Annotated in this window: 12 protein-coding genes; 3 read left to right on the top strand and 9 right to left on the bottom strand. The window is 53.9% G+C overall.

Translation table 11 applies throughout. The features are described from left to right. Positions 1–87 precede the first annotated feature (87 nt). Both EH198_RS04275 and EH198_RS04280 read right to left on the bottom strand, forming a co-directional pair. Positions 88–915, bottom strand: a complete 828-nt coding sequence (locus EH198_RS04275) for a VanW family protein (RefSeq protein WP_246014088.1) — start codon at positions 913–915, stop codon at positions 88–90. Continuing rightward, positions 916–1,443 carry a cysteine hydrolase family protein gene (locus EH198_RS04280; protein WP_124694269.1) on the bottom strand — a complete coding sequence of 176 codons (528 nt, stop codon included), beginning with the start codon at positions 1,441–1,443 and terminating at the stop codon, positions 916–918. It lies immediately after the preceding gene. 113 nt (positions 1,444–1,556) lie between these two features. Between EH198_RS04280 and EH198_RS04285 the strand changes: the two genes are divergently transcribed. Further along, on the top strand, positions 1,557–1,820 hold the full coding sequence (locus tag EH198_RS04285; RefSeq protein WP_124694270.1) for an NAD-dependent epimerase/dehydratase family protein: 264 nt from the start codon (positions 1,557–1,559) through the stop codon (positions 1,818–1,820). Between the two features lie 127 nt (positions 1,821–1,947). Here EH198_RS04285 and EH198_RS04290 read toward each other — a convergent pair whose 3' ends face one another. Together EH198_RS04290 and EH198_RS04295 are read right to left on the bottom strand one after the other, a co-directional pair. After that, positions 1,948–4,695, bottom strand: a complete 2,748-nt coding sequence (locus EH198_RS04290; RefSeq protein ID WP_124694271.1) for a CHASE3 domain-containing protein — start codon at positions 4,693–4,695, stop codon at positions 1,948–1,950. A gap of 70 nt (positions 4,696–4,765) precedes the next feature. Further along, complete coding sequence (locus EH198_RS04295) at positions 4,766–5,140, bottom strand: DivIVA domain-containing protein (RefSeq protein ID WP_124694272.1); 375 nt, start codon at positions 5,138–5,140, stop codon at positions 4,766–4,768. Positions 5,141–5,311: 171 nt separating this feature from the next. On the opposite strand from EH198_RS04295, the gene EH198_RS04300 reads away from it, so the two are divergent. Then, positions 5,312–5,878 carry a TraR/DksA C4-type zinc finger protein gene (locus EH198_RS04300; protein WP_124694273.1) on the top strand — a complete coding sequence of 189 codons (567 nt, stop codon included), beginning with the start codon at positions 5,312–5,314 and terminating at the stop codon, positions 5,876–5,878. Between the two features lie 106 nt (positions 5,879–5,984). Here the strand turns inward: EH198_RS04300 and EH198_RS04305 are convergent, their stop codons facing one another. The 3 genes from EH198_RS04305 to hrpB all read right to left on the bottom strand — a co-directional run bounded on the left by EH198_RS04305 (position 5,985) and on the right by hrpB (position 10,085). After that, positions 5,985–6,344, bottom strand: a complete 360-nt coding sequence (locus EH198_RS04305) for a replication termination protein (protein ID WP_124694274.1) — start codon at positions 6,342–6,344, stop codon at positions 5,985–5,987. Positions 6,345–6,749: 405 nt separating this feature from the next. Further along, positions 6,750–7,412, bottom strand: a complete 663-nt coding sequence (locus tag EH198_RS04310; protein WP_124694275.1) for a general stress protein — start codon at positions 7,410–7,412, stop codon at positions 6,750–6,752. Between the two features lie 138 nt (positions 7,413–7,550). Continuing rightward, a complete protein-coding gene (hrpB, locus tag EH198_RS04315; RefSeq protein WP_124694276.1) occupies positions 7,551–10,085 on the bottom strand; it encodes an ATP-dependent helicase HrpB in 2,535 nt (844 codons plus the stop codon). Between the two features lie 287 nt (positions 10,086–10,372). Here hrpB and gluQRS point away from each other — a divergent pair, with 287 nt between their 5' ends. Continuing rightward, positions 10,373–11,380: a tRNA glutamyl-Q(34) synthetase GluQRS gene (gluQRS, locus tag EH198_RS04320; RefSeq protein ID WP_246014089.1), complete on the top strand. Its 1,008-nt coding sequence runs from the start codon at positions 10,373–10,375 to the stop codon at positions 11,378–11,380. Positions 11,381–11,535: 155 nt separating this feature from the next. Here the strand turns inward: gluQRS and EH198_RS04325 are convergent, their stop codons facing one another. Both EH198_RS04325 and EH198_RS04330 read right to left on the bottom strand, forming a co-directional pair. Next, a complete protein-coding gene (locus EH198_RS04325; protein WP_124694277.1) occupies positions 11,536–11,916 on the bottom strand; it encodes a DnaJ family domain-containing protein in 381 nt (126 codons plus the stop codon). 74 nt (positions 11,917–11,990) lie between these two features. Next, a complete protein-coding gene (locus EH198_RS04330) occupies positions 11,991–12,704 on the bottom strand; it encodes a CPBP family intramembrane glutamic endopeptidase (RefSeq protein ID WP_148091482.1) in 714 nt (237 codons plus the stop codon). Position 12,705 lies beyond the last annotated feature (1 nt).

Below are 12,705 nucleotides of genomic sequence, written 5' to 3' on the forward strand. Positions count from 1 at the left end.
GTAACGCAGACGGCGGAAAAAATCAGCCTTTTTATAAAAAAATATAACCTAATGAAAGCCTGATCTATCCAAAGGATGAAAAATAAACTATAAGGAGTTCTCCTTTAACAAGGGGGAATACATCATCAATGCCATGTTATCGGTAATGGGCTCATCAAACGCGACACTGCCGTCCCGTGCAAACAGTCTCCGCCGAATGCTATTGCGGCGAACGTAACCGCCCCAGGGCTCCAAAGAGATGGAATGATCGCATTCATATACCTCGTACTTATAAAGCGGAGATTCCGTGCTGCGCCATTCTCCGTGCAGATGCGTATCGGTAAGCCACAGTCTCAGCTGATAGTCCGCATCGGTATCGTTTCTGAGCTGCAGATCTAGGTAATTATAAGAGCAGGTGGCCCCACTGCCAAACGGCTGAGTTCGCTGTTCATCCGGGAAGACATCGTAGCTGTGTCTATGTCGTTCCGTCACCGTAAGCGGCGAATGAAGCGACATCCAATAGATCAGGTTCGAGAGCTGGCACAGCCCTCCGCCTACGCCGGATTTAAATCCCCCGTAGTAAAGCACCATGCCTTCCATGTAACCTTTTTGTCGAGTCGGCTTCCCGATTCTCCGCCAGTAGGAGAACGTTTCACCCTGATGAAGAATCAAACCGTCAAGTCTCTGAACAGCCAGTCTAAGATTTGTAATTTTATTATACTGCAACTGCATATCCACTTTTCGCAGTTTCCGCAGCAATGGGGTCGCGTGCTCGAACACCTTGCAGGGCAAGGCTTCCCGGCTGAAAGCAGTCGCCATTTTTTCCTTCCCTACCACCCACTCGATATATCTTCTCCATATAAAATACTGTTTACCCGCAAAAAGACGTAAACGCGAACGTTTCTTGGGCTGCATAGCCGTACGTTTTTTATCCATTCAAAATGTAATCTCGCTTGACGGCTTCAGCGTAACGAATCGTCCTCCGAGCACTCCGTTATGATGGCGAACAATTTCTTCGCCGGTAAGCCGTCCGTTGTCAAATGTGCTATGGGCATCTTCCGCCAGAACGGACGAGTAGCCGAGGCTGAACGCCCGGCGGCATGTCGAATCGACGCAGAACTCGCTTTGCATACCTGCGAAGACCAGATTGGTGATTCCTGCGCGCTCCAACTCTTCTCTAAGTCCGGTAAGATGAAAGGCATCCCAAGTCGGCTTCTCAATGATCTTTTCTCCAGGCAGCGGCGCGACTCGGGAGCTGATTTGCCAAGTAGGCAATCCCTTGGTGTATTCTTCGTCCTCGGTATGCTGAATAAAAATTACCGGCGTATTGCTCTGGCGTGCCCTGCCAAGCAGCGATACGATTCGCTCCATCACGCCTTCTTCATCATGCAGCTTCATCCCCGGATACGAAAACATCGCCTCCTGTACGTCAATCAGAATTAAAGCAGTGCGCGGTTCAACCATCTCAAATTCCTCCCTCAGCATGATCATAACCCAAAGTATACCAGAAATAGTGATGTCCAGTCTTTACCATGTGATACACTGAATAAATCATATTTAGACAAGGAGTGAGGATGTTGAGGAAGATACTGGTACTCGGCGGAACGCGCTTTTTTGGAAAAAGGCTGGTGGAACGACTGCTGGAGGATTCCGAAAATGACGTTGCAATTCTCACGCGGGGAAATATGCCCGACTCGTTTGGAGACCGGCTTCGCCGTTTCCATACGGACCGAACCAATCCGGATGAGCTCGCCGCCGCGATCGGAGATCAAATTTGGGATGTTGATTGGCTGCCGGAATTAATACTTAACCTCAACCACTCATATTCGAGTATCCATTAGCCGGTCCTGGAACCGTTCCATTTGAAAAAGCCCGCGGCAATAGCTGCTTCCATTAGGAGGAGCGCGACTGTTCGCGGGCCGGGGGTTCCGGTTGCCGAATATCCGGCTGTGGCACTGACTGGTAATGTTACATCAGCTTTTTAATATTATCCTCGCTCTCCGCGTTTTCAGATCGCCAATCACTCTTTATCCTGAGATGATGGCACATCAGTTGAAGGAGCTCCTTGAGGTTCACAGGCTTTTTGATAAAATCCGTCGCACCGGCTGCGAGGCACTTCTCTCTGTCTTCCTTCATTGTCTTCGCGGATACCGCTATAATCGGAAGCTCGGTAAGCAACAGCTCTTCACGAAGAATGGACAACGTGTCGTAGCCGTCCAAGACCGGCATCATAATATCGAGAAGAACAATCCCGATTTCGGGATTTTCTCTGACGATCTGGAGGCACTCAAATCCGTTCTGCGCCGTCAGCACCTTCATATCATACTTCTGCAGCGTTTGGGTCAGCGCGAAAATATTACGGGAGTCGTCATCGACGACGAGCACGGTTTTGCCGGTCAAACAACCATAATCCGTTGAATAAAAGCTATCATCGGAGCGCATTTCCCCGATACTGCCATTGGCAAAAGTCCCGCTTTCAACCGTCGCCGCCGCCTCGGAATCAAATATTTGGCCCTGCGGCTCCCATGGTTCATTCCTGCAAGGAAGATACAGTGTGAAGATGCTTCCCTCATTCGGCTTGCTCTTGAGCGTAAGATATCCTCCGAGCAGCTTCGCCAGCTGCTGAGAGATGGACAATCCGAGTCCCGTTCCGCCAAACTTGCGCGCAGTCGAACCATCCGCCTGTTGAAAAGCTTCGAATATAAGATTTCGTTTATCAGGAGAAATTCCGATGCCACTATCGATTACGGAGAAAGCCAGCATAGGTCCAGCGGGATGGTATCCGGGAGCCGAGAAGCTGTCGAGCTTGGAGACTTCCAGCGTTACGCCGCCCTTGTTAGTAAATTTAAAGGCATTGGACAACAAATTTCGCAGGATTTGATGCAGCCGAAGCTCATCCGTGTAGAAGATATCGGGCACTCTATCCTTCAGGACGACGCTGAACTCAAGTTTTTTGGATTCCGCCGTCTTGCCGAAGTAGCCGTCAAACAGGGAAGGGAATTCCGTAAGATTGACCGCGCTCGTTTCGATTTGCATTTTACCTGCCTCGACCTTGGATAAGTCCAGAATATCGTTGATAATCGCCAGCAAATCGCTTCCCGAGGAATGAATGACCGATGCGTAAGTTTGCTGCTCCTCCGTCAAATTGCCCCCTTGGTTTTCGGACAAAATCTGAGACAGCAGCAGCATGCTGTTAAGCGGAGTCCGCAGCTCATGCGACATATTTGCCAGGAACTCGGATTTGTAGCGGGAACTTCTTTCAAGCTCCTCGTTCATTTTCTCCAGCTCCGATGCCGTATTTTCCGCAAACTCCTTTTGCGTTTCCAGCTTGCTGTTTACATTAATCAGTTCGTGGGTCTGAACTTGGAGTTCTTCCGATTGAGTCTGCAGCTCCTCGTTCATGGTCTGGGATTCCGAATAGAGCTGTTCGATCTGCATGCGGGTCATGACTGAATTCACCGAGACGGCGAACAGATCGAGCATCTGCTTCAGCAGAGTGAAATGTTCCGGAGTCCATCTCATGAGCGAAGCAACCTCCACCACCGCAACCGTTCTATTCTCAAATACAGCCGGCGCGATCACCGCCTGCCTCGGCGGGGTTCTTCCAAGACCCGAGCTGATGTTAATATAGTCGCCGGGAAGTTCTTCAAGCTTCAAGAGATTCTGATCCAGTGCGCATTGACCGACCAGGCCTTCCCCCAGCATGACTTTTTCTCTACCGAGGTGCGTATCCTCTTCCCCACCCGCGTAGGAGCTAACACGCACCAGAGAATCGCCATAATTGCCTTGAGCAATATACACCGAACCATATTGTATTTCCAGCATTGTGGACAGCTTGCTCAGGAAAGTATCGCTTAAATCGGCAGGGGCCGTTTTTTCCTGAAGTTTGAGCGACATACGGGCTACCTGATCGCTGAGCCGCTGCTCTCTTTCCACATTCTCCAGAAGACGGTTTGTCGCAATGGCGAGATCGTAGATCTCGTCTTTGGTGTTCACTTCGATTCGTCTTGCCTTGCTGTCTCCATCGGCGATATGGTTGATGGCGTCAATCACGTTCTTCAGCGTCTTGACGATACCGCCGGAAATCATAATGGAAGCGGCTATGGCGACCAGCGCAACCAGGCTCCACAAAATATACATGGTGACAATCAGCTGACGGTTGCGATCCTTAAGATTGGTTACCCTTTTTTCCGTAGTCTCTCTATCAATATCGCGAAAATGCTGCAACTCTTTGCGGATTTGATCGACAATTGATTTGCCGGTATCCGCTTGGAAGTAGGCTGTTACCTCAGCATCGCGGCCAGCCTGTTTGAGTCCGACGACATGTTGTCCCGCTTTGACGATCCATGATTCGATATTGACTTTGATACTTTTCAGATTCTCGACCTGGGATGCATTGCCCGCAATCATTTCGTTCAGGTCTGCATAATTGATCCGCCATTTCTCCAGACCGTCGTAGTAAGGCGCAAGATAGGATTCATTACCAGTGAGCGCATAGCCGCGCTGGCCCGTCTCCATATTCAATACATTCTTCTCAATTTGAAAAGTAAGGTCATGCACCTGCATATCATGTCCGCTCAGCATAACTGTTTCCTGTTCAAGCTCGGATATCCGGCCCTGAACGATGATCAGAAAGAGGCCGAGCACGAACAGGATCATAATGTAGCCGAGTGCAATTTTTCCACGGACTTTCAAATTCCATACATTTTTATCCACAAAAAATACAACCTCCGTCCCGGCATCCGGCGGATTCGCCGTTTATTTTTGCATACCCATTTCCCGGAGGCTAAATAATCTCAGTTCGCTGAACTCGTTCCTTGAGCTGACGGACGCCTGACTCAAGCCTCAATATCGTCTCCTCGATCTCTTTCGGATCGATTCCGCGGATAACGGTGGGCGGCGCCTGCGTACTTTCCGCTTTCATTTCACGCAGGGCAATCTGCTGCTCCTGCCATTTGTCCATCAAGTCGGCGATGGTTGCATAAAACCGCTCGTAATCCTTGATGACGCTGTCCAAAAAAGTATCTACTTCCTCCGGATCGTATCCGCGTAATTTCATGCCGAATTCTTTCTCATGAATGGTAAGCGCGTCCAGCGCGATCCCAAGCTGACTGAACAATTTTCTCTGTTTGTCCAGCCTCCGCTTCATATGTTCATCCATCTTCCATACCTCCAAATGTGGACTGCTCTCTTCCGGCTTTCTCATTATATCAGGGTGAAGAGAAGCTGAAAACACCAACGCCCCGGGGGGAAGGGTGATTGCATCCTCGCTTATTAGGGTAAGGAAGAATTACACCCAGGGTTTTATTACGTTAAGAAAGGGAGTTTCTATATGAGTCATTTATCGGATACCCAGCTTGCCCATCTGAAAAAGCTTCTGCTGGATCGCAGACGGGAGCTGCAAGAGCATTTCGCTCAAAATAACGAAGAAAACAGCCTGCTCGGCGATTCGCTGCGTATATCAACCGGCGAACTGTCGTCAGTGGACAATCATCCTGCCGACGTGGGAACCGAAACCTTCGAACGGAGCCGCGACCTGGCGATTAACGATTCGCTGGAAGACGAATTAGAGGAAATCGATCAGGCCCTTCAACGGATGGAGGACGGCACCTACGGCCTATGCGTCGTCAGCGGCGAAGAAATTCCTTACGAACGGCTGGAGGCGATTCCCTTCACCGCGTACAGCGTGGAACATACTCCGCGAAAAGAGATTTCCGGCGACCGTCCGGTTGAGGAGCAGGCCATGACCCGGCCGCCTTCCGGAGCGGGAGAAGGACGGCAAAAGCACACCGGCCGGTTCGACGATGCGCAGGCCTGGGATAGCGTCGAGGATTATGGAACCTCTAATAGCCCGGCGATGGCAGCCAAACGTGATGTTTCGGATTATGACGATATGTAGGATGCCTTCCTCTCCCCCCGGCTGCGGACACATGATATCCGCAGCCGGGGGTTTTTGGCGTCCATTCTTGCCGTCTCGCATTCGGGTGCAGAACATCCCGGTTCTCCTAATAGTTGTCGGCAACCGCTTTGTTTAATATGCCCAAACAACGGTCTAGATCCGTCTTCACCTGCTTCTTATAGAGCTTGGCCTTCTCGGCTCCGTCCGATGTGAAATGGTAAAGAACGATTTCCTGAAAATCCACCCTGGGATCATTTCCCTTTAATTGCTTCGTGCGGTACAGAATCCCTTGCTGAACCAATTCGTGGAGAGCGCGGTAAATTTCGCTCTGCGGAGGGTTGTATCCGTGACTTTTAAAATCCCTGCGCAAATCTTCAAGCATTTGATAGCCATAGCCGTGATGCTGCTCCACCATGGTAATGAGATACAGCTTGATAAACGCCCTTTGAGCAATCATAAAAGCCATGAAAGACCTCCCTTATCAAAATGCGGGATACGTTACCTCTATATAATCACTGTTTCTCAAATTTCACAATATGATTTTGCGGATTTGCCTCTCCTTTTTCCGGAGTTATTGATGCGGGAGAGATTTAGGTTGAGTTTACGGAAATGGTGTGGGGGGATTTTTTGTGTTTACTATTTTGAATTTTTCATATGATGAAATATATTCTATAGGAGGCGGTAATAATTGGTTTGTTTGTCGGAACATGTAATGTTAATTTGTTCCATTTAGCTGTTGGGAACGATTAGTTTGTTGAATTGCCTGCCGCATGACGTACAGACGCAAAAAACCGCATTTCCCAATATTTGTTGATGGGAAATGCGGTTTGTTCGTTTGTTTGTTTTTAGGGCTGTTTTCAGCGTGGTTATTTTAGAACTTGTCCCGGTTATAGAGATCCGGGTCGGCATCGGCGTTCATCGACCCTCTGTTGCCCATCGTGTTGCCTACTCTTGTGTCGTCCGGAATAATGTCCGGATTGGTTGGACCTCTGTCCTGAAGCATCGTATTATCGTTCATTGCCGAACCAGTTACCGACGATTCATAGCGCGAGGCGTTCAGCGAGCGATTGCCGCGGAAGATATCATGAATTTCGGTATCCCGTCCGTTATCATCCACCAGAACCAGGATTTTGCCTTGGTCGACGTATCCTTCATACTCTTTCGCTTCGTCTTCGGGGATGCCCAATCCGACTAGTCCGCCGACCAACCCGCCTGCCCCCGCTCCCACTGCGGCGCCGGTTAACGCCGCCGCAATCGGGCCTGCCGCAATAATCGGGCCGACACCCGGAATGGCCAACGCGCCGATTCCGGCCAGCAGGCCGGCTATCCCTCCGACTACTCCGCCGGTTGCGGCTCCTGTAGCAACTCCTTCCGGAGCCATTGTATCCGTTTCATCGGTAATCGTATTCAGATCGTCGCGATCCCTCGTTACCACCGAAATATCTTCACTGCGGAAGCCTCTGCCCTGCAATTCCTGAATCGTTCTGGTTGCCTCTCGTTCCGTATCGAAAATGCCTACTATTTTCTTTGTCACTTGAAGCCCTCCTTAGTCATGTTGCTACGTTAGTTATTACCCTTCATGTGATTTTCCAAACGCAGCGCACAAAGTGAAGGAGCCTGAATGCAGTGCCAAAATTGAAGATTTCCCGAAATATGGAATGCTCTCTTGCAGCTATTTTACCGGCCGCGTACGGCTTGTCGGGATGGCCTGAAGCGGATCTTCCGGCCAATAATGTTTGGGATACCGGCCCTTCAAGTCTTTTTTCACTTCGAAATATCCGCTCTTCCAAAAGCTGGCGAGATCGGCAGTCACCTGAACCGGGCGACGCGCAGGCGACAGCAGGTGAAGCAGAACGGGCATCCTGCCCTTTCCAATTAATGGAGTCTCCTTCAGTCCGAACATTTCCTGAAGCTTTACCGCCAGCACCGGAGCCGCCGGGTCGCTATAATCCACCGCGATCCGGGAGCCGCTGGGCACCGCAATATTCGTGGGAGCCTCCCGGTCCAGCTCACGTTTCCGCTCCCAGTCCAGCAGACCCTCCAGCGCATCGCGCAGCGAAAGACGCTGCAAATCGCGCAGACTGCGGCAGCCAACCAGATAAGGCAGCAGCCATTCTTCCATGCTGCCAGCGAGTCCCGCATCGGACACATCCGGCCAGCTCCGGTCAAGCCGGTGCATGAACGCCATCCGTTCCCTGAGCTGAATTGTACCCTTGTCCCATGGAAGCGGTCCTAGAGCTTCTCCGGCAATAACCTGCATCAGAACCCTTGCGGCTTCCTCTGGCGAAGGCCGTTCATGCCCGGTCTCCTTAAGCGAAAGCTCGCCGAGCATCACGCGGCAGCGGGATTTCACGCTCTTGCTGTCCTCGTCCCAGTATACTTCGGAATGCTCGGATATCTTATCCTCGTGGTACGCCAGCAAATCCCTCTCTTCCACAGGAGCCGCAAGCATAATCCGGCTCTGCGTCCCCTTGTCGTCAACGGAAACGGCGACAATATACGGCTCACGCGCCAGATGCTGGCTCTCCCCCATTGCCGCACCCCGTCCGCCGGAGAGCACAAAAGCTCCTCCTCCCCGGCGCTGCCCGATCCGGTCGGGATAGGCGAACGACAGCAGCAGACCGCACAGGAAAGGGTCCGCCGCCACGGCATCGGCCGAGTCGTTATCGGCCGAAAGCGCGGCTTCGGGCGCAGCCGCCCGCAGCTGCGCCAGCAGTCCGCGGCTCGCGCGCGCAGCGGCGCGAAGAGCCGCGGGATCGCCTCCGCCCGCTTCGCGTCCGGCGGAGGCCTCGTACCGCAGCAGCGCCTCCACGCGAAGCGTGAGGTCGCAGCTGCCCGTGGCGGGACCGCGCATCGGGTCCCGCTCCTGCAGCAGCGCCGCCAGCCGGCAGGCGAGCGGCGCCGCGCCAAGCCCGGCCGCGCGCAGCAGCATGTGCGCGGCGCGCGGGTGCGTGCCGAGCGCGGCCAGGCGCCGGCCGTGCGGGGTTATAGCGCCGGCGGCGTCTAGCGCGCCAAGCTGGCGCAGCAGCGCCGTCGCCTGCGCGTAAGGCGCGGGCGGCGGGGCGTCCAGCCAGGCAAGCTGCGCGGGGTCGCGCACGCCCCACAGCGCCAGCTCCAGCGCGAGGCCGGAGAGATCGGCCTCCAGAATCTCCGGCGCGTCCGATTCGGGCAGGCGGTCGTGCTCTTCCGGGCTCCAGAGCCGGTAGCAGACGCCCGGAGCGGTCCGTCCCGCCCGTCCGCGCCGCTGATCCGCCGACGCCTTGGAGATCGGCAGCGTCTCCAGACGCGGCATGCCGGTTCTCGGCGAGAACCGCTGCGTACGGCGCAGCCCGGAATCGATCACGGTCCGCACCCCTTCGATCGTCAAGCTTGTCTCGGCAATCGACGTCGCCAGCACGACTTTCCGCCGGCCCTCCACAGCCGGTGCAACGGCGCTGTCCTGCTCGGCCTGCGGCAGTTGGCCGTAGAGCGGGCGAACTTCCACGTTCCCGGGGAGCGCACCGGACAGCAGCTCGGATTCGACCCTGCGAATTTCCCTTTCGCCCGGAAGAAACAGCAGGATATCACCGGGCTGTTCGGCCAGAGCCCGGCGGACCGCGTTCCCCGCAGCCTTTTCCAGCGGGATTGACTTTGCAGGCGGCGCATAAATCGTGTCTACGGGATAGACCCTGCCCGGACACCGGACAACCGGAGCTGCGCCAAGCAGTTCGGATACCTTCTCTCCGTCCAGCGTTGCCGACATGACGAGCAGCTTCAAATCCTCGCGCAGAACGGCCTGCGTCTCCAGCGAGAGCGCAAGGCCCAAATCCGCATTAAGGCTTCGTTCGTGGAACTCGTCGAAGATCACTAGCCCGGTATCGCCAAGTGACGGGTCGTCCTGAAGCATCCGGGTCAGCACGCCTTCGGTAACGACGATGATACGCGTGTTTGGCCCCGTTTTGCTGTCCATGCGCATCCGGTAGCCCACAGTCTGGCCTGCCTTTTCTCCTAGACGGGACGCCATAAAGACCGCCGCCGCCCTGGCGGCAAGCCGTCTCGGTTCCAGCATAAGCATGGTTTTGCCTTTCATCCACGGCTCTTCCAGCAGCGCAAGCGGCACTGCGGTGGTCTTGCCCGCTCCGGGCTCCGCAATAAGGACGGCAGAGGGAGATGCGGCAAGTATATTTTTAAGTTCAGGCATAACCTGCATTATCGGCAGTGTGCTCATGTAATCGCTCCGTCATCAGTAAATATAGTTAATATTCATTTCAATGCATCATTCGACTAATCATAGTAAACAGACAGCGGGACTGGCAATTGCTTGATTCGTGAATTACAATAAAATATTGAATAGAGTAGACACGGTCTATCAATATGATCATTTTCGTTATTGTAATCATGGGCGAAACGGCGGAAAAATTCAAGACGGGAGACGGGCCTCGGATTCCAGGTCGCCTTTTGATGCAGTCCGCTTCGCAAGTCATACATTATTTGTCTCGTTAGGAGGGTTCTCCTTTGCTTCCGCTCTCAAATATTGAACCGGCCGGCAACGTCATTCGCGGCCGATACGCACCGTCGCCATCCGGCTGCATTCATATCGGCAATGCCCTGGCCGCACTGATGGCCTGGCTGCAAGTCCGCAGCAGGAACGGAATCTTCGTGCTCCGTATGGAGGACATTGACACGGCTCGCTGCCGGCCCGAATTTGCCCAACAAATCACCTACGATCTACGCTGGCTCGGTCTCGATTGGGACGAAGGGCCCGACGTGGGTGGACCCTTCGGACCTTATGTCCAAAGCGAGCGGCTGAAGCTGTATGAAACGGCACTGAACCGGCTGAAGGCCGAAGGAAGGCTATACCCCTGCTACTGCAGCCGCCATGATATTCTGGCGGCCGCTGCCGCTCCCCACGGTCTGGCCTCGGAAGGTCCGGTTTACCCCGGAACATGCCGCAGCTTGTCTCCCGAAGAGGTGCAGCGGCGATCCTTGAACAAGTCGCCTTCCCTCCGCTTCGCCGTTCCGTCCGGAGAAATCTTCTTCACCGACGGCGTCGCCGGCCCCCGCCGGACCGATGCAGCCGCCGGAGGCGACTTCATCGTGCGCCGCGCCGACGGCATCTTCTCGTACCAGCTTGCCGTCGTCGTGGACGACGCCCTCATGGGCATTACGGATGTGCTTCGCGGAGCCGATCTGCTTGATTCCACGCCCCGCCAGCTGATGCTCTACGAAGCGCTGGGCTGGAAGCCTCCGCACTTTGCCCATGTCCCGCTCCTATTGGACCGGGATGGACGACGGCTGGCCAAGCGTCACGGCGGGATTACGCTCGCCGAGCTGCGGGATGCGGGTGTGACGCCGCAGACAGTCAACGGTTGGCTGGCATGGGCGGCCGGACTGCTGCCGGAACCTCTCCAGGTCTCGCCGCTAGATCTGCTGCCTTCCTTCAAGCTGGACCGGATTTCCCGCAAAGACATCGTAGTCACTCCCGAAATGCTGGGCAGCCTCCACCCTTCCTTCCAGCAATAAACTGTCTCCGTTTCTCTCCATGAAATGCCGGAGACATCAAAAGAATGCCCGGCCGCTCTATCAAACAAGCGGCCGGGCATTCTTAAGCTTCTGCGCGGCATCTGGGGCTGCTTCCATTCATCCCGCCGGCAGTTCTATTTTAAATTCGCCATTTCCTACTCTTTATCCAGTCTCATCCGGATTTGTTCCCCGTACTGCGCAAAAGCGGCGCTTCCATCGAGTCCCCGCTGCCGGAGAAGCTCTTCCAGCCTCAGCTTTTTCTCCGTCAGCCTTCGTCCGAGCTCGCGTTTCTCTCCCCCGCCGCTGTGGCAGGCGGCAAGCAGATTTTCCAGAGTCGCGCATTCCGCCCGCAGCTGCAGCTCCTCCGGTAGAAGTCCGGCATTCTTCATGATCTTGAACGACATTCGGAGTTCGTCGGGCACCCCCGACATATCCTCCAGTTCCAGCGGCTTGCCATGGCCCGGCAAATTCCGGAATTCTCCTTTGCGCATCGCCTCTTCAATCCGCTGCTCGGCCAGCCAGGACATAATGGCCATTTCAACCGCCTCCTTGATCAATATTGAACGCATTGAGCGCCTGGGTTTATTTTATCACAGTTATCCGCAGCGGATCAGCCGATTATAAAATCAATGAGGGCATGGCATAGCGCCGACCCGGCAATATTATTCGTTCGTGTATAAATGTATGTAAAGTAGAGATGCAAGCCCAATATAATGATCAAATGCATGTACGTTTGAGCAATATACCCGGCATAATTCAGATTCAGGACCGCCATTTGAAATGGAACATGAGTAATGGCAAAAAGCACGCCGGTCGTGAGGATAGCCACGAACTTGCTCGGGATGAGTCCCATAATCCTCGTCTGGATGTAACCCCGGAAGATCAGTTCCTCCGGCAGCGCGATCAGCGCCAAATAATACAAGAACCCCAGCACGGCCCCTCCATCCAGCGGGAGAGATTTGCCGTGAAACATCCAGTTTGCAATGGGTATCCAGCGGAAAGGAAGGACGGCAATGAGACCGATGATAATGGACAGTACGATTTTGGAACGCTTTATCCCTATGGACCCCCAAGTTTCCCCCCGCAGCTTCAAGATAATGAATAGAGGAACAAGCTGTAGAACCACAGCCGGCACAGTAAACGCCAATCTCATCCAATCCTTATCGGGAAAGGCGGTTGTTAATTGATCCATCCACTGGGATTTATAGAACAGACCGAGCAGATAATAAATCACATTCACATACACAAAATACAGCAGGGCGGTGATCCCTTCTCTGACAGCCGGCCTTGTATTCGTGCTGCAGGTTAAATGGAAAGAAGTCATA

The sequence above is a fragment of the Paenibacillus rhizophilus genome (assembly GCF_003854965.1).
In the GTDB taxonomy this organism is placed as follows: domain Bacteria; phylum Bacillota; class Bacilli; order Paenibacillales; family Paenibacillaceae; genus Paenibacillus_AQ; species Paenibacillus_AQ rhizophilus.

Excerpts from the sequence above, each read along its gene's own strand:
- EH198_RS04275 (WP_246014088.1), bottom strand. The coding sequence starts at position 915 with ATGGATAAAAAACGTACGGCTATGCAGCCCAAGAAACGTTCGCGTTTA.
- EH198_RS04280 (WP_124694269.1), bottom strand. The coding sequence starts at position 1,443 with ATGGTTGAACCGCGCACTGCTTTAATTCTGATTGACGTACAGGAGGCG.
- EH198_RS04295 (WP_124694272.1), bottom strand. The coding sequence starts at position 5,140 with ATGGATGAACATATGAAGCGGAGGCTGGACAAACAGAGAAAATTGTTC.
- EH198_RS04300 (WP_124694273.1), top strand. The coding sequence starts at position 5,312 with ATGAGTCATTTATCGGATACCCAGCTTGCCCATCTGAAAAAGCTTCTG.
- EH198_RS04305 (WP_124694274.1), bottom strand. The coding sequence starts at position 6,344 with ATGGCTTTTATGATTGCTCAAAGGGCGTTTATCAAGCTGTATCTCATT.
- hrpB (WP_124694276.1), bottom strand. The coding sequence starts at position 10,085 with ATGAGCACACTGCCGATAATGCAGGTTATGCCTGAACTTAAAAATATA.
- EH198_RS04325 (WP_124694277.1), bottom strand. The coding sequence starts at position 11,916 with ATGGCCATTATGTCCTGGCTGGCCGAGCAGCGGATTGAAGAGGCGATG.
- EH198_RS04330 (WP_148091482.1), bottom strand. The coding sequence starts at position 12,704 with ATGACTTCTTTCCATTTAACCTGCAGCACGAATACAAGGCCGGCTGTC.